Raw genomic sequence first — 20,026 nt, forward strand, 5'->3', positions numbered from 1 at the left:
ATGAAACAGGAGCGTTCGAAGATCAAAAGCGACATTCTGCTGCGGGTACGGCTGCTTTACGTGCTGTTCATACTCGCGGGGCTCACCGTGTTCGCACGCCTGGTCTGGGTACAGCTTTTCAGCGCCGAAGTGGCCTACAACGCCGACCGGCTCGCCAGCCGCATCTTCACCGAAGAGACCATCCCGGCCCAGCGGGGCAGCATCCTCTCGCGCAACGGGGCACCGCTGGCGACCTCGATCTTCCGCTACCAGGCGGCCTTCGACTTCGCCTCGCCCGGCCTCGATTCGCTCAAGACCTTCCGCGAACAGAGCGACTCGCTCGCCAAGCTGCTCTCCGCCTTCTTCAAGGACAAACCCGCCTCGGAATACGCCCGCCGCTTCCGCGAGGAGCACGCCCGCCGCTACCGGCTGGTCAACTGCCGCGACACCTCCTACCTGCGCTCCGAAGGGTGGCTGTCGCGCATGATGGATCGCCTGCGGGGCGAAGAGTACGTCACCCGGAAAATCTACGACACGATCCGCGACCACACACCCGTCAACATCTTCCCCCGCGAGGTGGACTATGCCGAATGGGAGACCCTGCGGCGTTACCCGATGCTGAACTGGAACATGGGCATGGTCTACCGCCTCGTCGAACGCGACCAGCGCATCTACCCGCAGGGCGAACTGGCGCGCCGTACGATCGGGCTCACGGGCGACAAGGGCAATTACGGCATCGAGGAGGCCTACCGTGAGGAACTCGCGGGACGGGACGGCAAGGCGCTGCGGCAGCGCATCGCCCGGGGCTTCTACGGCCGCGTGGCGGGAGCCGGGCATGAAGACCCGGTGGACGGGTACGACATCGTGACGACACTCGACCTCGACCTGCAGGACGTGGCCGACAAAGCGCTGCGGCGCCAGTTGGAAGCCCAGAACGCCATCTGGGGCACGACCATCGTCATGGAGGTGGAGACCGGCGAGATACTCGCCATGGCCAACCTGGGCCGCTCGGGTTCCTCGGGCGGCAGCTATTACGAAAGGGAGAACTACGCGCTGGGACGCAGCATGGAGCCCGGATCGACTTTCAAGCTGGCGACGATGCTCACGCTGCTCGATGACGCCGGCATGTCGCCCGAGACGACCTACGACACGCACAACGGCGACCCCGTGACGGTCGGCCCGGCCAGGAATATCCGCGACTCGCACCGGGGCGACCACGTCATCGGCTTCCGCCGCGCCGTAGCCTCGTCGTCGAACGTCTATTTCGCCAAGGCGATCTGGGATCGCTACGGCATCACGGGCAAGAAGCAGGAATACAGCGACTTCCTGCACGAGAAGCTCCACCTGGGCAAGACCGTCGGGCTGGAACGGCTCGGCGAACGCGCCCCGTCGATCACTGCCGACTGGAAAGTACCCGACCCGGGCGTCATGCTCGTCAAGATGAGCTACGGCTACCGCGTGCGGCTGGCGCCGATCCAGATGATCACGTTCTACAACGCCATCGCCAACGGCGGGAAGATGATCTCGCCCGTGCTGATCCGCGAACTGCGGCGCGGTGACCGCGTCGAGGAGCGGTTCGAGACACAGACCATCGCTTCGTCGATCTGCTCGCGCGCGGCGTTGCGCGAGGTGCAACGCTGCCTCGAACTGGTCTGCACGCAAGGTACCGCAAGCCTCTATTTCAAGGATTCCACGCGCCTGCGCGTGGCCGCCAAGACCGGCACGGCGCAGATCACCGACGCCCGCAGCCGCGAGGGACGCTATTACCTCGGTTCGATGGTCGCCTATTTCCCGGCCGACAATCCCCGCTATACGGTGCTGACGACCATCGAAACCCGGGCGCAACCGGGCAAAGCCTACTACGGCGGGCCGCTGGCGGGCCCCGTGGTCAAACGGATGGTCGATTACATTTACAACCGCAACCGCGACTGGTACGGCCGCGTGGAACGGCACGGCGGCCGCTGCTACCCGGGGCACGTCAAGGGCGGCGACATCGCCCAGATCCGCCGCGTGGCCGACAAGTTCTCGCCCCGCGCCTCGTTCGACCAGCGTACGGGCTGGGGGCGCGCCCGGGTCGACAGCCTCTCGAACGTAATCATCACGAGCCTCCCGCCCGAAACAGGAACGATGCCCGACGTGCGCGGCATGGGGCTCAAGGATGCACTGTTCGTACTCGAAAGTCGCGGGCTGAAAGTCCGTTTTTCGGGCGCGGGCGCCGTAACACAGCAAAGTATCCCCGCCGGAGCCCGCATCACGCCTGGCTCGACGGTCGGCATAACACTGAAATAAGATGAAAACACTGAAAGACCTACTCAAAGATACGCCCGTCACGGCGCTGCACGGCGACGGTTCCACGACGGTGGCCGCCCTGGCCTACGATTCGCGGGCCGTGACGCGGAGCGACTGTTTTTTCGCCACCCGCGGCACGCAGTCCGACGGGCACGACTTCATCCCCGACGCCGTCGCAAAAGGCGCCTCGGCCGTCGTCTGCGAGCAGTTGCCTGCAGAGACGGCCGACGGGGTGGCCTACGTCGTCGTCCCCGACGCCGCGGGAGCGCTGGCCGACATGGCCGCAGCCTTCTACGGCCATCCGAGCCGCGAACTGAAACTCGTGGGCATCACCGGCACCAACGGCAAGACCACGACCGCGACATTGCTCTACGACCTGGTGCGGGCACTGGGCTACAAGGCCGGGCTGATCTCGACGGTCGTCTACAAGGTCGGCGAACGCATCGTCGAGGCAACCCATACCACGCCCGACCCCGTGCGGCTGAACGCCATGATGCGCGAGATGGCCGACGAAGGGTGCGAATACTGCTTCATGGAGTGTTCGTCGCATGCCATCGTGCAGCAACGCACGCGGGGACTGCATTTCGCGGGCGGCATCTTCTCGAACATCACCCACGACCACCTCGACTACCACAAGACCTTCGCCGAATACATCCGCGCCAAAAAACTCTTCTTCGACTCCCTCGCCAAGGATGCCTTCGCCCTGACGAACGCCGACGACAAGAACGGCCGCGTCATGGTGCAAAACACCGCAGCCGGGGTACACACCTATTCGCTGCGCACGATGGCCGATTTCCGCTGCAAGATCGTCGAGATGCACGTCGACGGCATGCTGCTGCGCATCGACGGGCAGGAAGTATGGGTTGGGCTCGTAGGACGCTTCAACGCCTATAACCTGCTGGCCGTCTACGGCGCCGCGGTGCTGCTGGGACTCGACCGCGCCGAAGTGCTGCGCGCGATGAGCATGCTCCATGCCGTGAGCGGGCGCTTCGAATTCGTGCGGGCGGAGAATGGAACCACGGCCATCGTCGACTATGCGCATACGCCCGACGCACTGGAAAACGTCATCCAGACCATCCAGGAGATCCGCACCCCGGCGCAACAATTGATCGTCGTCTGCGGCTGCGGCGGCGACCGCGACCGCACCAAACGGCCCGAGATGGCGCAGATCGCGGTGAAATACGCCGATACGGCCATCTTCACCTCGGACAACCCGCGCCACGAGTCGCCCGGGGCGATCCTCGACGAGATGGCCGCCGGCCTCGACCCCGGCGCCCGGTTCCTGCGCATCGTCGACCGTGCCGAGGCCATCCGCACCGCCGCAATGCTCTCCCGGCCGGGCGACATCCTGCTCATCGCGGGCAAAGGGCACGAAACCTATCAGATCATCGGCGACGTAAAACACCACTTCGACGACAAGGAGGAGGTCGGCAAGGCCTTCGGCACACTCAGAAACTAAAAACCCGACATACGACATGTTCTATCACATTTTCAAGTATTTAGGCGAATATTACGACATCCCGGGCTCGGGTATGTTCCAGTATATTTCGTTCCGCGCGGCGGCGGCCATCATCCTCGCGCTGCTGATCGTCATCATCTTCGGCCGCAAGATCATCGACTTCCTGCGCCGCAAGCAGATCGGCGAGGACATCCGCGACCTCGGGCTCGAGGGACAGCTCCAGAAACGCGGCACCCCCACGATGGGCGGCGTCATCATCCTGCTGGCGATCCTCGTCCCGATCCTGCTCTTCGGACGGCTCGACAACATTTACATCCAGCTGATGATCGTCTCGACCGTCTGGCTGGGGCTGATCGGCGGGCTGGACGACTACATCAAGGTCTTCCGCCACAACAAGGAGGGGCTCAAGGGCCGCTTCAAGATCGTGGGCCAGGTCGGGCTGGGCATCATCGTCGGCACGACGATGTGGCTTTCGCCCCAGATCATCGTCCGCGAGAAGGTCACGCAGCCCGTGCAGACCGTCTATCTGAACCCCGACGGATCGGTGATCGAAAGCGTGCAGCGGAACGTCGTCCTGAGCTCGGAAAGCACCAAGACCACCAAAACCACCATCCCCTTCGTCAAGAACAACGAATTCGACTACGGATGGCTCACGGGCGAGGACAGCGCCACGACCTGGCTGCTCTACGTGCTGGTAGCGATCTTCGTCGTCACGGCCGTCTCGAACGGCGCCAACCTCACCGACGGCCTCGACGGGCTGGCCACGGGCGTCTCCGTCCCGATCGTGGCCGTACTCGGCGTGCTGGCTTACCTCTCGGGACATATCGTCTACGCCGACTACCTCAACATCATGTATATCCCCGACAGCGGAGAGCTGGTCGTCTTCGCGGCGGCCTTCGCGGGCGCGCTGGTCGGCTTCCTGTGGTACAACTCCTTCCCGGCGCAGATCTTCATGGGGGACACCGGCTCCCTGTCGATCGGCGGCATCATCGCCGTCTTCGCCCTCTGCATCCGCAAGGAACTGCTGCTGCCGCTGCTGTGCGGCGTGTTCCTGGTCGAGAGTTTCTCGGTGATGATGCAGGTCGGCTACTTCAAATACACCAAACGCAAATACGGCGAAGGGCAGCGCCTGTTGCTGATGGCCCCCGTACACCATCATTTCCAGAAAAAAGGGCAGTTCGAAACCAAGATCGTGCTCCGCTTCTGGATCATCTCGCTGCTGCTGGCCGCCATCACCCTGGTAACGTTAAAGATCCGGTAATCATGAAAAAGATAGCAGTCCTGGGCGGAGGCATCAGCGGTTACGGCTCCGCGATCCTCGCCAAAAAGAAAGAGTTCGACGTATTCCTCTCCGATATGGGGAAGATCGCCGACCGCTACAAAGCCAAGCTCGACGAGTGGCAGGTTCCCTACGAGGAAGGCGGCCACACCGAGGAACGCATCCTTGCGGCACACGAGGTCGTCAAGTCGCCAGGGATCCCCGAAACGGCCCCCATAGTGCGGAAAATCCGTGCGGCAGGCATTCCCGTCATTTCGGAAATGGAGTTCGCGGGCCGTTACCTGGGCCGGTCGAAATGCATCTGCATCACCGGCTCGAACGGCAAAACCACCACCACGTCGCTCATCTACAAGATCATGCGCGACGCCGGGATGAACGCCGCCCTGGGCGGCAACATCGGCGAGAGTTTCGCCTACTCCGTGGCCACGGGCAACTACGACTGGTACGTGCTGGAGCTCAGCTCTTTCCAGTTGGACGGCATGTATAAATTCCGCGCCCATATCGGCGTGCTGATGAACATCACGCCCGACCACCTCGACCGCTACGGACACTGTTTCCAAAACTACGTCGATTCGAAGATGCGCATCACGCAGAACCAGAACTCGCGCGATTATTTCGTCTATTCGGGCGACGACGAGGTGATCTGGCAGCAGCTTCCCAGGTACGACCTGCGCATGAAGCAACTTCCCTTCGCCGCAAAGAATGCCGTGGCGAGCGGTGCCGGCGACGCCTTCCTCTGCGACGGCAAATTCACGGCGGCCGTCGGGAAGGCCTCGGTCGAGATCGACACGGCCAAGATGCAGCTCAAAGGGCTGCACAATGCCTATAACGCCATGGCCGCGGCTCTTGCGACCCTTGCGGCAGGCGTCGCGCCGGCCTCGATCCGCCGCTCGATCTACGGCTTCGCCCCCGTCTGCCACCGCCTCGAACCCGTCCGGGAAGCCAACGGCGTACTGTGGATCAACGATTCCAAGGCCACCAATGTCGACTCGGTATACTATGCGCTCGAAAGCATGACACGCCCCGTGGTATGGATCGCCGGGGGCACGGACAAAGGCAACGACTACGAACCGCTGAAGGCTTTCGCCCGTGCGAAGGTACATACGCTCGTCTGCATGGGCGCGGACAACACCAAGCTGATCGAAGAGTTCACGGGTGTGGTGCCCGAAGTGGTCTCCACCGGCTCGCTCGACGCCGCGATGGAGGCCGCCAAAGCCGCCGCACAGCCCGGCGACGCGGTGCTGCTCTCGCCCGCCTGCGCGAGTTTCGACCTCTTCAAAAACTACGAAAACCGCGGCGAGTTGTTCAAGGCGTGGGTAAACGAAAAGGCATAGCACGATGAAGCTCGGCGAACGGAAATACACGCAGGACGAAGGGCCGGCGCAGGAGCCCTGGACGGAAGCGCCCGGGAAATCCCCCCGCGCAGCGGACGGGAAGACCGGGGCGCAGGACGCGCCCCGACGCCGCGGCGTGCGCGGCACCGATACCGGGGAGAGCGCCTGCGAAACCCCCGAAGCCCCCGAAAAACACAAGTTCCGGCTCTTTACCGGCGACCGCGTCCTGTGGATCATCGTCGCGGCGCTGGCGGTGATTTCCGTGCTGGTGGTCTACTCGTCGACGGCCAAGATGGCCTACGACGCCCACACGGCGCGTACCACAGCCCATTTCCTGCGCCAGCAACTCATCATCCTCGTCGTCAGCCTCATCATCATGGTCGCCGTGCAGAAGATCAACTGCCGGATTTACAACCTGTTCTCCCGCCCCGTCTATTTCCTTTCGGTAGCACTCACCGTCGCCGTCTATTTCATCGGCGCCACGACCAACGGCGCCGCCCGCTGGATACCCCTCGGGCCGTTCCAGTTCCAGCCCTCCGAGGCGCTGAAGGTGGCCACGGTGTTGTTCCTGGCCCGGCAACTGGCCGGACGGCAGTCGAAGATCGACAAGATACGCATCGTCCCGTCGCTCAAATTCTGGACGTGGCGTTCGTCGCGCGAACAGCGCCGCATCTGGCGCGAGGGGACATGGCCGATCCTGATGCCCGTCGTGGTCTCGTGCGCGGTGATCTTCCCGGCCCACACCTCCTCGGCCGTACTGGTTTTCATGGCCTCGTGGGTCATGATGCTCATCGGGCGCGTCCGCCTGGGCGAACTGGTGAAACTCATCGGGCTGGCCTGCATCGGCATCGTCTTCATCATGACGCTCAACCTCGGGCGCAGCGAGACGGCCGAAGGGCGCGTCTCGACATGGATCCACCTCTGGACGCGCTCGCAGACCGAAAAACCGATCGAGCACCTCACCGACACCGAGCGGTCGATGATCGCCATCCATAACGGCGGGGTCTTCGGCGAAGGCGCCGGACAGAGCGCCATGCGCGTCGAGATGATCCATCCCGAAAGCGACTACGCCTACGCCTTCTTCGTCGAGGAATACGGCATCGTACTGGCACTGGCCCTGCTGATGCTCTACCTGTGGATATTCTTCCGGGGCATCGAAATATTCCGCCGCTGCGGGACAGCATTCCCAGGGCTGCTGGTACTTGGGCTCGCCCTGCTGATAACCTGCCAGGCGCTGCTGCATATCATGGTGACCGTCAACCTGATCCCCGAAACGGGGCAGACGCTGCCGCTGATCTCGCGCGGCGGTTCGTCGACCATCTTCACCACCATCGCGCTGGGCATGATCCTCAGCGTCAGCCGCCAGAACGACGAACAGTCGCACGATACGCCCCGCAGCGAATCCATTTACGAAAAATAACATGGCCATGGACGACATAAGACTCGACAAATACCTTTGGGCGGTGCGGGTGTTCAAAACCCGCAGCGACGCCGCGGATGCCATCCGCAACAACAAAGTCACGGTAAACGGCTCCGCCGCCAAACCCTCGCGCGAAGTGAAGATCGGCGACGTGATCGCCGTGCGCAAGATGCAGGTGACCTACTCCTACCGGGTGCTCGACTTCGTGTCGAGCCGCCAGCCGGCCAAGAACGTCCCCCTGTACTGCCTCAACATCACCCCGCAGGAGGAGCTGGACAAGCTCAGCAGCCCGCGCGAAACTATCTTCGTCTTCCGCGACCGCGGTACGGGGCGCCCGACCAAAAAGGAGCGCCGCGAACTGGACGGGCTGATGGACGGAATCTACTACGACGGGGACGAGTAGGCCAGTATGTCCTGCGCCTCCCCATACGAACTCCCGACCTTCGCGGCGGCGTCCGCAGCAGCCTCGTTCTCGGGGCCTTGCGTAGGCACGAAGCCCCGAACCGTCCGGTCGGAATTACGCCTTCGCTACGCCCATGGCACGGGGCGTGATTTCTGCGGCGGAACTGACGAACACTTGAGAATCCCTGCGGGAGATAAAACGCCAAAACGGACGGATCATCATGCAAGCACGATTTCCGTCCGTTTTTTATTTCGAGCCCATCGGCTCTTTTTCAACCGTTTATTTACTTCTTGTTGAAGAAATTCATCGTCCGTTCCAACCCGATCGTCGTGAACGAAAGGATCGCGTCGCCGAACACCTTGAGCCGCTCGGGCAGCGCCTTGCGCTCCTCGTCCGACCACTCCCCCAGCACATAGTCGACCTGGTGGCCCTTGGGGAAATCCCCGCCCACGCCGAAGCGCATCCGGGCGTAGTCCTCCGTTCCCAGCAGTTCGGCGATGTTCTTCAGCCCGTTATGCCCCCCGGCACTGCCCCGGGCACGCATACGCAGCGTGCCGAACGGCAGCGCGATGTCGTCCGATACGACCAGCAGGTTTTCCGGGGCGATCTTCTCGGCCTCCATCCAGTAACGGACGGCTTTGCCCGAAAGGTTCATGTAGGTCGAGGGCTTCAGCAGGATCAGCGTACGCCCCTTATGCTTCAGCTCGGCCACATCGCCGTAACGCGCCGTCGTAAAAACAGCGTTGGACGCCTCGGCGAGGGCGTCCAACACTTTGAATCCGATGTTGTGCCGGGTTCCGGCATATTCGGCGCCGATATTTCCCAGCCCAACAATAAGGTATTTCATACGCTACCAATTAGGCTTGTGCCGCCGCACCGCGCGATGCACGGGTTACGCGCACTGCGCAGACGGCCGTCGAAGCCGGAGTGACGAATTTCAGGTTCTCGAATGCCAGGTCGCCTACGAAGATGGTCTTGCCGACACCCAGTTCGGTTACATCCACGACCAGTTCGTCGGGCAGGTTCTCGACCAGCGCGCTCACGACGAGCTTGCGGGCCGACAGCGTCAGCTTACCGCCGACCTTCACACCTTCGGCGTTACCCGTCAGGCGTACCGGAATGGCGATGGATACGGGTTTACCCTCGGCAATGCGATAGAAATCAAGGTGGAGGATCTGCTCTCGGACGGGGTGGAACTGCGCCTCACGCAGCACGGCCTGCTCTTTCTTGCCGTCGAAATCGAACTCGACGATGTAGGAGTTGGGGGTGTAGATCAGGGCCTTGATCTCGCGGGGGTCTACCGAGAAGGAAACCGACTCGCCGTTGCCCGACAGTATGCAGGGTACCATACCCTCGCGGCGTACGGCCTTGGCCGCTTTCTTGCCGTACTCATCACGCTTAACGGCTTTTACAGAGATAGTTTTCATAATACGTTTGTTTTTTAATGTGTTACCACCGGCGGTTCTCAGCCCGGCCACGCAAGCCGCGCCCCAATTCCGCCTGTTTCGGATCGCAAAGATAAGGTAAAATATCAAGAATCGAAAATCAACCGTAAAAAATTCGTTTCCGGGCAAAAAAATTTCGGTTTGGGATTTAACTTTTGCAACTTTAACGCGTCTTACAGACAAACCCTCATGGAAGCGACCCGCGACATACCCGCAGAAGAACTCTCGGCGCTACGCAATCCCGCCACCCGGCGCGGGGCGTTCGACCGTCTGGTCGGGACATACCTGCGGCCGCTTTACTGGCACGCACGACGGCTGGTCGTCGTCCACGAGGATGCCGAAGACGTGGTACAGGAAACCTTCATCCGCGCCTACGACAAGATCGGCACCTTCCGGGGCGGAGCCGGGGAACTGGGGGCATGGCTCTACCGCATCGCCACGAACACCGCACTGACGATGCTGCGGCGGCGCAGGCCGGGGCTCTTCTCCTCGCTCGACGACGTGAGCCGCATCCTGGCAAGCCGCGTGGCGGAGGAGTGCGGCGAGGATGCCGACCGGACGCTGGTACGTTTCCAGCAGGCGATCCTGGAGCTGCCGCTCAAGCAACGGCTGGTCTTCAACCTCCGCTACTACGACCGGATGCCCTACGGACAGATCGCCCGCGTACTGGGGCAGCGCGAAGAGACGCTCAAGGTCAATTACCACCATGCGGTACAGAAACTGAAAGAGAAACTAACACGGGAACTATGAACCACGAATTCGGAAATATCGGCAGGCGGCTGCCTTACGACCTGCCTGAGCATCGCCTCGAAGCGTTGCACGAACGCATCCTGCGCAATACGGCGGCACGGCCCGCACCCGCTGCCCGCACCCGCCGGCTTTACCTGGCGGCGGGGATAGGTGTCGCGGCAGCCCTCCTGGCAACGGGCATCCTCCTCTCCGGACACCTCAGCCACCGCGCCGAGGCCCCGCTGCCGGACATCGAGCAGATGCTCGCCACGGCCCCGACCGAAACCCTGCAACAGGCTGCGGCGGAGAACTACGACGACATACTCTACAACCAGCAACTTTAAAAATCCATGCGCTATGAAACAACTCCTCACTTTTCTTTGCGCGCTCCTCTTCGCCCTCGCAGGCAAGGCCGCGCCGGCCGGTGACGAACTGAAACAGCTTTTGGCCGAAGCCCGGGCTATCGTCAACACGGCCGGCAACGCGGCCGACCGGGAGGTTTCCCGTGCCTTGTCCGAAGCGCGCCGCGCCGTAAACGCCACTGACCGCCAGATCGACCGTGCCATGGCCGAGGCCCGCAGGGCCGTCGGCGCCTCCGACCGCGAGATCGACCGCGCCATTGCCGAAGCGCGCGCCGCCATCGACGCCGCCGAAACGGCCGCCGTCGCCAACCAGTCGATCGAAGAGCTGAACAAGGCCGCTCGCGAGCAGGTCGTGCGCGAACTGGGGCTTACCTCGCGCCAGCGCAAGGAATTCGAACCGCTCTACAAAGCCTACCGCGAGGCGCTCGACAAGGCCGTCAACACCCCGGCGGCGGGAACGGACGAGGCCGCACAACGGCAGGGGCTCAAAACCAAGCTCTCGAACATCGCCGCCACGGCGCAGGTCAAACGCGACTACGTGGACAAATTCGCCGCTGTGCTCACTGCCGAGCAGATCCGCCGCCTCTACAACACGGAGGGCGAAATCGGCACCAACATCAAACGTGCCGCCGTCGACCGCCGCCGCAACCAGAACACGCGGCTGAAAGGCAGCGGGCGCATGGTGACGCAGGACTGGGGCAAGGCGGGCGACTACACGGGCATTTCGGCCGCGGCGTTCTTCGACGTCACGGTCAGCCCCACGGCCCGAACCATCAGCGTGACGGCCGACGACAATGTGATCGACTACCTGGTGCTCGAGCGCGACGGCGGGACGCTGAAATTCCGCGTCAACGCCAATAATACGGAGAACATTTCGGTCTCGGTCGTCGTTCCCGCGTCGGCCGCCCTGCGCCAGATATCGGCCGGCTCCTATGGCAAGGTGACCTGCAAGCTGCCGCTGAAAGGGCCCTCGGTCGCGGTTTCCGTTTCGAGCTACGGATCGGTCATCGCCGACATCGACACCCCGGGCACCACCCAGCTCAACGTGTCGAGCTATGGCAAATTCTCGGGCTCGGTACACTGCAACGACTGCGAGCTGCGGGTTTCGAGCTACGGGTCGGCACAGGCGCCCGTCGACTGCCGCAACAACTGCCAAGTCACAGTCGGGAGCTACGCCAAGTTCTCGAACGACATCAAAGCTTCCGTCCTGACGCTCAAGATCAGCAGCGGCGCCAGTGTCAGCAGTACGCTGATCTCGGATGCACTGACGCTGAGCGTCGACAGCTACGCCAAGTTCTCCGGCGCAGTGACGGTGAACAGCCGGCAGACGAAACTGACCGTCAGCAGCGGCGGCTCGTTCAGCGGCACGTTCAGCGGGAATTCGCTCGAGGCGGAAGTCGGCAGTTACGGCAAGATCAACCTGAAAGGGTCGGCACAGGTCGCCAGCGCCGCGGTAAGGGTATCATCCGGAGCCGTGTTCAGCGCCCCCGAGCTGCAGGTCGCCGACTATGACCTGACCGTATCGAACTATGCCAAGGCCGACGTGTGGTGCTCGGGCACCCTGCGGATAAACGCCTCGACAGCCGCCCGGATAACGTACGACGGCCCTTGCAGGGTCGAATCGCTCACCGACAACATACGGCGCAGAAAGTAAATACAAACACCATAAGCGTATTTACGGGAAAGGGACGGAATCCAGTGCGGATCCGTCCCTTTCGGGTTTGCAGCAGTGCATTGTGCTATTCGATGCCGCGGATATGCTTCTCCCATTTCCAGGCTGCCGCGAGTGTCTCGTCGAGCGAGCGCTCGGCCCGCCAGCCCAGTTCGTTGTTGGCATACGACGGATCGGCCCAGATGGCCACGATGTCGCCCGCACGGCGGCCGACGATCTTATAGTTGAGTTTCAGATTGTTCACCTCTTCGAACTTGCGAACCAGCTCCAGCACCGAAACCCCGCGCCCCGTGCCGATGTTGAAGACCTCGTACCGTGCCTTGTTCCTGTCCTCGATCATGCGCCGGATCGCCGCCACATGCGCCTTCGCCAGATCTACCACGTCGATATAGTCGCGGATGTTCGAGCCGTCGGGCGTCGGGTAGTCGTCCCCGAACACCGACAGGCATTCGCGGATGCCTGCGGCAGTCTGCGTGATGTAAGGCACCAGGTTCTGCGGCACGCCGCGCGGCAGCTCGCCGATCAGCGCCGACGGGTGCGCCCCGATCGGGTTGAAATAACGCAGCGCGATACCTTTCAGCCCCTCGTAGGCGGCCAGCGAGTCGCGCAGGATATCCTCGCACATCTGCTTGGTGTTGCCGTAGGGCGACGTGGCGGGCTTGCGGGGCGTCTGCTCCGTGACGGGCAGCACGTCGGCCTCACCGTAGACGGTGCACGACGACGAGAAGACGATGTTCTGCCGCCCGTACTCGCGCATCAGGCCGATGACGTTCATGAACGACATGAGGTTGTTGCGGTAATATTCCAACGGTTTGCTCACCGATTCGCCCACGGCCTTCGACGCCGCGAAATGGATTACCGAATCGAAGTCGTATTTTTCGAACACCCGGGCAAAGGCGTCGCGGTCGCAGCAGTCGGCCTTTTCGAACGGGACGTCGACGCCCGTGATCCTGCGCACGCCCTCGACTGCATCCATGTCGCTGTTCGAGAGATTGTCGACGATCACCACGTCGTACCCCGCACCGATCAATTCCACGGCGGTGTGCGAACCGATATAACCGGCGCCGCCGCTGACCAAAACACACGATTTTTTCATAAGTTGACGGTTTTTATTCGAACTACAAATATATCAAAAAAATACGCTCGTCCGCCAATTAGCCCCGAAAACCTCGGCCGCCGCCGGAAAATCCTTTCCCGGAGGGCTTCCGGCCTGCCCTGCGGCTGCGGCCGGGACATGCGGCGGGACGCCGTACCCGGGGATCGCCCGACGGCCTGCCGGGGGCAGGGGAAAGTCCGTCCCGGCCACGGAAGCTAACAAATTGTAACCCCGACATGGAAAAAAGCGGGAGGGCGGTGGCTGTTTTCGAAAATTAATCGTATATTTGCTAACAGATTGACACCTCACACACCGGAAATTCATCAAAACATTAACGGATATGTACGGAAAAATCAAAGAACATCTGCAGCAAGAACTTGCTGAAATCAAGGCTGCAGGGCTCTACAAGAGCGAACGGGTCATTACTTCGCCGCAACGTGCGGAGATCGAAGTTGCAGGTCGTAAGGTGCTAAACTTCTGCGCCAACAACTACCTTGGGCTTTCGGACAACCCGCGCCTGGTCGAGGCGGCGAAAAAAGCCATGGACAGCCGCGGCTACGGCATGTCGTCGGTGCGCTTCATCTGCGGATGCCAGGACATCCACAAGGAGCTCGAAAAGGCCATTGCCGACTATTTCGGCACGGAGGACACGATTCTCTACGCCGCCTGTTTCGATGCCAACGGGGGTGTCTTCGAACCGCTCTTCGGCGAGCAGGACGCCATCATCTCCGACGCCCTGAACCACGCCTCGATCATCGACGGCGTGCGTCTCTGCAAAGCCGTACGTTACCGTTACGCCAATGCCGACATGGCCGACCTGGAGGAGTGTCTCAAGAAGGCGCAGGCACAGCGTTTCCGCATCATCTGCACCGACGGCGTATTCTCGATGGACGGCAATGCCGCCCCGCTCGACAAAATATGCGCCCTGGCCGAGAAATACGACGCTCTGGTCATGGTCGACGAGTGCCACTCGGCAGGCGTGCTGGGCAAAACCGGCCGCGGCATCACGGAACTCTACGACCGGCGCGGCCAGGTCGACATCCTGACCGGCACGCTGGGCAAGGCCTTCGGCGGTGCCGTAGGCGGCTTCACCACCGGCCGCAGGGAGATCATCGACATGCTGCGCCAGCGTTCGCGCCCCTACCTCTTCTCCAACTCGCTGCCCCCCGCTGTCGTAGGTGCCGGGATCGAGATGTTCCGGATGCTCGCCGAGAGCAATGAACTGCACGACCTGCTGGTCGCCAACGTCGAGCACTTCCGCGAGGGGATGATGGCCGCAGGCTTCGACATCAAACCCACCCAGTCGGCCATCTGCGCCGTGATGCTCTACGACGCCAAGCTGTCGCAGGACTTCGCCGCCAGGCTGCAGGACGAGGGCGTATTCGTCACGGGATTCTACTATCCCGTCGTGCCGAAAGGCCAGGCCCGCATCCGCGTACAGGTATCGGCAGGCCATACCACCGACCAGCTGGATCGTTGCATCGCAGCCTTCACCAAGGTCGGCAAAGAATTGAATGTCATTAAATAACCAATCCTCATATGCCTAAGACCTCATTAGACGCAATCGACCGCAAGATCCTCAAATACCTGATCAAAAATGCGCGCATGCCCTTTCTCGAGATCGCCCGCGAATGCGGTATTTCGGGTGCTGCGATCCACCAGCGCATCCGCAAGCTCGACGATTCGGGCGTGATCCTGGGCAGCCGCCTGATCGTAGACCCCAAGATGATGGGCTTCGACGTCTGCGCCCACATCAGCATCACGCTCAAAGACCCGCAGCTGCTCAAGCAGACCGTGGAACAGCTCAAGGAGATCCCCGAAATCGTGGAGGCACATTTCATCACCGGATCGGGCAACATCCTCGTGAAACTCTACTGCGTGGACAACGAGCACCTCATGCGTACGATTTTCGACGGTATCCTGCGTATCCAGGGCGTCGCCTCGACCGAAACGCAGATCTCGTTGCAGGAGGCGTTCCAGCGCCAGGTGAACATCGACTTCGTCGAGGAGTAGTCCGCACGACGCCCCTTTCGCAAAGGCGGAGGCCGGAAATCCCGGTTTCCGCCTTTGTGTCCGTACATGCCGGGGCACAGGCCGCTGTCCCCGGCCCCGGACGCACAAAGAAAGTACCCCGCCCATACAGGCAGGGTACCCCGGCAAACAATTGTTTAACTGATGATTATCCCGCAAGTTTACTTAGCGGAATCCGAAGCTTCCGATGCGGAGGAGGAGTTGCCCTCACTTGTGCTTGTACTCTCAACCTTATTCTCCTCCTTGGCTGATTCTCCGGCAGTCGAATCAGTCTTTTCCGCATCGCCGGACTCCGATTTCTCCTGTTCATCGGTAGCCGGGGACTCCGTTGCGGGAGCCGTAGCTTCGGTCGCCGCGGAGGCGTCCTTCTTCTCGGGCTGCTGTGCGCATGCGAATGCGCCCCCAGCCATCAGCATCAAAGCTGCCATCGTTACAATTGTCTTTTTCATAGCTCTTAATGATTTAAGGTTCCACTTCATTTCTTCAGGTTCGTAATTTGTCCCGTCGACCTTTCTGACTTTGGAAAGTCCAAGAGGCGTGCCATGCGGACAGAAAACGAAAAACCGCTGAATTACAGCGGTTAACAAAACGTACCACAATCGGCGGTATGTGGAAAAGTGTGGAATCGCGCCACAGGTATGTGGAAAAATTCCACACGCAGGCGCATCACTCGATCCCGTATAGGTGCAATTTGTTGTAAAGGGTTTTGCGGTCGATGCCGAGCAGTTTGGCGGCCTGCGACTTGTTTCCCCCGGCCATGGACAGGGCGCGGCGTATCTGCTCCTCCTCGCCGGCCGGGTTGCGCAACGGCACCGCAGCCGCACCGGAAACCCCGGCGATTTCGGCCGGCAGTTCGCGGCAGGAGATATAATCGCCCCGGCAGAGCAGCGTCGCCGACATCACCGTGTTCTTCATCTGCCGCAGGTTTCCCGGCCAGTCATAACGCACCATGGCCGCAGCGGCTTCGCCGTCGAACCCGACGATATGCTTGTCCAGCTGGCGGTTGGCCTGGTCGAGGAAAAAATCGGCATACAGCATGATATCCTCGCGCATCTGCCTCACTTCGGGCATACGGAGCGTAAATTCGTTGATCCGGTGGTAGAGGTCGGCCCGGAACGTCCCGCGCGCAATTGCCGCTTCAAGGTTTTCGTTGGTCGCAGCGACCAGCCGGATGTCGACCGCAACTTCACGGTTACTGCCCACGGGACGGATGCGGCGCTCCTGCAAGGCCCGCAACAACTGCACCTGGGTTTCATAAGTAAGGTTCCCCACCTCGTCCAGAAAGAGCGTGCCGCCGCTGGCCGCTTCGAAGGCGCCCGTCTTATCGCCGACAGCCCCCGTGAACGACCCCTTGACATGGCCGAAAAACTCCGAAGCAGCCAGGTCGCGCGGAATGGCGCCGCAATCGACCGCTACGAACGGCTTTCCGGCACGCTTGCTCTGGCGGTGGATCAGCTGCGCCACATGCTCCTTGCCCGTGCCGCTGGCACCGTTCACCAATACCGACATGTTCGTCGGCGCGACGAGCCGCACATATTCGTAGAGCTGCCGCGCGGCATCGCTCTGCCCCTCGATATAGTTGGGCATATCCCCGCCCGCAGCCCGGGAAGTCTCCGGCGCCTTTTCCGGCGTTACCGGGGGGACATCGCCTACGGGCGCCGGGGCATCAAGCGCCTCGCGGATCTTTTTCAGCAATTCGTCGGGATTGACGGGCTTGGCGACGTAGTCGCGGGCGCCGAGTTTCATGCAGCGCACGGCGTTCTGGATCTCGGCATAGCTCGTCATCACGATCACGGGCACTTCGATCCGCTGCCCCGACATCCACTGCAAAAGGGCGATTCCGTCCTCGTCGGGCAACCGCATATCGCTCAGCACGAGCGAGTAGCCTCCTTCCGCAAGAGCCGTCCGGGCTGCCGCCGCACTGGCTGCGGTCTGTGTCCCGAACCCTTTTTTCGAGAGCCAGGTCTTGAGCATCAGGCCGAAGGTGATGTCGTCGTCTACGATCAGAATCCGTTCCATATTCACGACAAAGATACCTTTTTTTGCGCTTCCGCGATAATCGCGCGGATATTTTCTGCCGCCGTGCGTACCTCCCGGCCTAACGTGTCGGTCAGGGGGCCTTCCCAGTTTTCCGCCGTCCGCAGCGCCGCCGCCACCTGCACGGCCCCGAGCATCGTGAAGATCGGCGCCATCTTGTGCGCCACGGCTTTCAGTGCCGCCGCATCGCCGTCGTCCAACGCCCGCTCCAGCAGGGCACAGTTGGTCGCGCCCTGCTCCGCGAAGGATTCCAGAATTCCCCGTGCCGCCGCCGTGTCGTCACCCGCATAGGCAGTCAGGGCGCTGAAATCCACTCCGTCCGCCTGTTCCGCCCCGGCCGCGGAAACCCCGCCCCCGGCGGGCGGCACCGCGGCATCCGCGCCGCAGACGGTGTTCAGCACGGCAACCAGTTCATTCGCCGTAAACGGCTTGCGCAGGCATCCCGCGAACCCGCGTGCCGAGAAATCCCCGGCATCCATCTCCCCGCGCGCCGAAACGGCCACCACGGGAATTGCAGAGTCGACCCCGCGCACCGCGGCCAATACGCTAAACCCGTCAGCCGACGGCATCTGTATATCGGTAAAAACAGCGTCGAACACCCCTTCGGCCACCAGTTTGGCGGCATATTCGGGATACTGGCAGCACTCGGCAGCCACCCCGGCCTGGCGGCACATCCCGGCAGTCATCTCCAGTTGCAGCGGGTCGTCGTCGATCAGCAGTACCTTCAAGTCCGGGCGGGCGGCCGTGCGGGCAGGCTGCTGCGGGCCGTCGGGTTTCTTCCCGCTGCTGCGGCCTACCGGTACCGAGACGATGAACTTACTGCCCTCGCCCAGGCGGCTTTCGAGCGAAATGCTGCCGCCGAGCAGTTTTACCAGACGGTCGACGATCGAAAGCCCCAGCCCGAACCCGTCGACGCCCTGCGCCGAACGCAGGCGCACGAACTCCTGGAAAATGCGTTCTTTCTCCTCGCGGCCGATGCCCCGCCCGGTGTCGCGCACGGAGAATACCAGCCGTCCGTCCACGACGTCGGCCCGGATCGTCACACTGCCCTCGTCCGTAAATTTCAGCGCATTGGATATCAGGTTGTCTGCAATCTGGCGGATCCGGAAAGGATCGCCCGTCACCTCGTCCCCGGCCCCCGGCCCGGCTTCGAGCACAAGGGCGATGCCCTTTGCATCGGCCATGGCCGCAAACCCCTCGCGGATCGTCTCGAACAGTTGTGCCGGGCAGAACGCCACGTTGTCGACGTCGACCTTGTTGATATCGAGCCGGTAGAAGTCCAGCAGGCTGTTGACCAGCGCCAGCAGGTGCTCCGACGACTCCTTCATATTGTGCAGGTAAAGTCCCTCGCGTTTGCCCGTGGTGAGGCGCGAAAGCAGGTCGATATACCCCATCACCGATCCCAGCGGCGCCTTGATGTCGTGCGTGATGGCCAGCATCAGCTTCTCACGCGCTGCCAGCAGCGCCTCGTTGTCGCGGTTGGCCCGCTCGAGCGCCCTCCGGTAGCGGGTGCTGCGGTTGATATCACGCAGCAGGATACCCACGAACAGCAGCATCAGCACGACGGCGACGATGGCGATACCGCCCAGCACGTACGACGACCGGCGGCGGATAGCCTCCGTCTGGTCGATCTTGCCCAGCAGGAACGCCGTATCCTCGGCTTCGAAATCCATGATGAGGCGGTAGATCTTCGTATTCACCAGTTCGTTGCTGTAGCGGAGGCGCATCCCTTCATCCCACGCCCGGTCGTAAATGCCGATGCGGTCGCTGGTCACCCGATCCTGCAACGTCCTGAGGACGATGGCGATCGTATCCTTCACGGCCGTCGCGGGGAGCGAATCGACGACCCGCTCACGGTGAGAGATCACGATGCTCGAATCCTCTTTGGGAGGACTGAACAGGTCGGCGAAACGGCGGAAGAAATTGCGCTTGCGCCGCGGCACCGCCACGGACAGCGTATCCTGCACCACCGTACGCACCGACACGCTGTCGCGCAAAACCGCCACGCTGTCCACACTGTCCGCCGGGCCGATCAGCTCGCGGATATTCTTGTCCAGCAGACTGGCCGTAGCCGCCGAACGGATCGTCCGCCGCAGGTTCATCGTCCGCCGTTCCTTGTCGCCCAACAGCCTCACGATGCTGTCCAGGCGCATCGTCTGGAGCGAATCCTGCTCCCCGGTCAGGATGCGCAACGAGTCGATATAGCCGCGCACGGTGCGCAATTCGCGTTTGTACCGCGCCTCGTAAGACTTGTATCCGGCGATCATCAGCTGGCCGTAACTCTCGGCCTGGTAGAGGTGGTAGAGGGTTTGTCCCACGACATTGCGCTTGGTGTGCAGCAGCGAATAACTGCCGTCGGAGGTCGAAAAACGCACCACCGCACGGTAAACATACCCGACTGAAAGGACGCAGACGGCAATCAGGATGACATAGCCCGCGACGATCTTGGTTTTGACGAATTTCGACTCTTTCATACCCCCAAAGATAGTAA

The 20,026-nt window shown here is 62.0% G+C and carries 17 protein-coding genes; 11 read left to right on the forward strand and 6 right to left on the reverse strand.

Features of this window, described 5'->3' with window-relative positions; all coding sequences use genetic code 11:
- From B3C38_RS08295 to B3C38_RS08320, 6 genes are read left to right on the forward strand one after another with little or no spacing between them, the layout of a single operon-like run.
- The gene (locus tag B3C38_RS08295) at positions 1 to 2,268 is read left to right on the forward strand and encodes a penicillin-binding protein (protein WP_286726651.1); all 2,268 of its coding nucleotides are present in this window, start codon (positions 1 to 3) and stop codon (positions 2,266 to 2,268) included.
- A 1-nt stretch (position 2,269) separates the two neighbouring features.
- On the forward strand, positions 2,270 to 3,727 hold the full coding sequence (locus B3C38_RS08300; RefSeq protein WP_022332762.1) for a UDP-N-acetylmuramoyl-L-alanyl-D-glutamate--2,6-diaminopimelate ligase: 1,458 nt from the start codon (positions 2,270 to 2,272) through the stop codon (positions 3,725 to 3,727).
- Positions 3,728 to 3,743: 16 nt separating this feature from the next.
- Positions 3,744 to 4,988 (forward strand): phospho-N-acetylmuramoyl-pentapeptide-transferase, encoded by a 1,245-nt coding sequence (gene mraY / locus B3C38_RS08305; protein ID WP_022332761.1) that lies wholly within the window; start codon positions 3,744 to 3,746, stop codon positions 4,986 to 4,988.
- Positions 4,989 to 4,990: 2 nt separating this feature from the next.
- Positions 4,991 to 6,340, forward strand: coding sequence for a UDP-N-acetylmuramoyl-L-alanine--D-glutamate ligase (gene murD, locus B3C38_RS08310; RefSeq protein ID WP_022332760.1), 1,350 nt, complete (start codon positions 4,991 to 4,993; stop codon positions 6,338 to 6,340).
- Positions 6,341 to 6,344: 4 nt separating this feature from the next.
- The gene (locus B3C38_RS08315) at positions 6,345 to 7,760 is read left to right on the forward strand and encodes an FtsW/RodA/SpoVE family cell cycle protein (RefSeq protein WP_256166162.1); all 1,416 of its coding nucleotides are present in this window, start codon (positions 6,345 to 6,347) and stop codon (positions 7,758 to 7,760) included.
- A gap of 7 nt (positions 7,761 to 7,767) precedes the next feature.
- Positions 7,768 to 8,163 carry an RNA-binding S4 domain-containing protein gene (locus tag B3C38_RS08320; protein ID WP_055201792.1) on the forward strand — a complete coding sequence of 132 codons (396 nt, stop codon included), beginning with the start codon at positions 7,768 to 7,770 and terminating at the stop codon, positions 8,161 to 8,163.
- 283 nt (positions 8,164 to 8,446) lie between these two features.
- On the opposite strand, the gene pth is transcribed toward B3C38_RS08320, so the two are convergent.
- On the reverse strand, positions 8,447 to 9,010 hold the full coding sequence (gene pth / locus B3C38_RS08325) for an aminoacyl-tRNA hydrolase (protein WP_286726659.1): 564 nt from the start codon (positions 9,008 to 9,010) through the stop codon (positions 8,447 to 8,449).
- A 10-nt stretch (positions 9,011 to 9,020) separates the two neighbouring features.
- Positions 9,021 to 9,590, reverse strand: a complete 570-nt coding sequence (locus tag B3C38_RS08330) for a 50S ribosomal protein L25/general stress protein Ctc (protein WP_286726660.1) — start codon at positions 9,588 to 9,590, stop codon at positions 9,021 to 9,023.
- Between the two features lie 207 nt (positions 9,591 to 9,797).
- Here B3C38_RS08330 and B3C38_RS08335 point away from each other — a divergent pair, with 207 nt between their 5' ends.
- Genes B3C38_RS08335 through B3C38_RS08345 form a run of 3 tightly spaced genes read left to right on the forward strand, consistent with a single transcriptional unit; the run spans position 9,798 to position 12,353 of the window.
- Positions 9,798 to 10,358: an RNA polymerase sigma factor gene (locus B3C38_RS08335; protein WP_286726661.1), complete on the forward strand. Its 561-nt coding sequence runs from the start codon at positions 9,798 to 9,800 to the stop codon at positions 10,356 to 10,358.
- Positions 10,355 to 10,681, forward strand: coding sequence for a hypothetical protein (locus tag B3C38_RS08340; protein ID WP_055212002.1), 327 nt, complete (start codon positions 10,355 to 10,357; stop codon positions 10,679 to 10,681). Before B3C38_RS08335 ends, B3C38_RS08340 begins: the two co-directional genes overlap by 4 nt.
- 13 nt (positions 10,682 to 10,694) lie before the next feature.
- Positions 10,695 to 12,353, forward strand: coding sequence for a GIN domain-containing protein (locus tag B3C38_RS08345; RefSeq protein WP_286726663.1), 1,659 nt, complete (start codon positions 10,695 to 10,697; stop codon positions 12,351 to 12,353).
- 85 nt (positions 12,354 to 12,438) lie between these two features.
- Here B3C38_RS08345 and galE read toward each other — a convergent pair whose 3' ends face one another.
- The gene (gene galE, locus B3C38_RS08350; protein ID WP_055211997.1) at positions 12,439 to 13,467 is read right to left on the reverse strand and encodes a UDP-glucose 4-epimerase GalE; all 1,029 of its coding nucleotides are present in this window, start codon (positions 13,465 to 13,467) and stop codon (positions 12,439 to 12,441) included.
- 340 nt (positions 13,468 to 13,807) lie between these two features.
- On the opposite strand from galE, the gene kbl reads away from it, so the two are divergent.
- On the forward strand, positions 13,808 to 14,995 hold the full coding sequence (gene kbl, locus B3C38_RS08355; RefSeq protein WP_117507238.1) for a glycine C-acetyltransferase: 1,188 nt from the start codon (positions 13,808 to 13,810) through the stop codon (positions 14,993 to 14,995).
- 11 nt (positions 14,996 to 15,006) lie between these two features.
- Positions 15,007 to 15,480, forward strand: a complete 474-nt coding sequence (locus B3C38_RS08360) for an Lrp/AsnC family transcriptional regulator (protein WP_286726667.1) — start codon at positions 15,007 to 15,009, stop codon at positions 15,478 to 15,480.
- Between the two features lie 179 nt (positions 15,481 to 15,659).
- Here the strand turns inward: B3C38_RS08360 and B3C38_RS08365 are convergent, their stop codons facing one another.
- The 3 genes from B3C38_RS08365 to B3C38_RS08375 form a co-directional block, all read right to left on the reverse strand.
- Complete coding sequence (locus tag B3C38_RS08365; RefSeq protein ID WP_018695547.1) at positions 15,660 to 15,926, reverse strand: hypothetical protein; 267 nt, start codon at positions 15,924 to 15,926, stop codon at positions 15,660 to 15,662.
- A 238-nt stretch (positions 15,927 to 16,164) separates the two neighbouring features.
- Positions 16,165 to 17,517, reverse strand: a complete 1,353-nt coding sequence (locus B3C38_RS08370; RefSeq protein ID WP_286726670.1) for a sigma-54-dependent transcriptional regulator — start codon at positions 17,515 to 17,517, stop codon at positions 16,165 to 16,167.
- Between the two features lie 2 nt (positions 17,518 to 17,519).
- The gene (locus tag B3C38_RS08375) at positions 17,520 to 20,009 is read right to left on the reverse strand and encodes a hybrid sensor histidine kinase/response regulator (protein WP_022332748.1); all 2,490 of its coding nucleotides are present in this window, start codon (positions 20,007 to 20,009) and stop codon (positions 17,520 to 17,522) included.
- Positions 20,010 to 20,026: the final 17 nt, after the last annotated feature.

This window comes from Alistipes sp. UBA1686 (assembly GCF_002320215.1).
GTDB classification, from domain to species: Bacteria; Bacteroidota; Bacteroidia; order Bacteroidales; family Rikenellaceae; genus Alistipes; species Alistipes onderdonkii.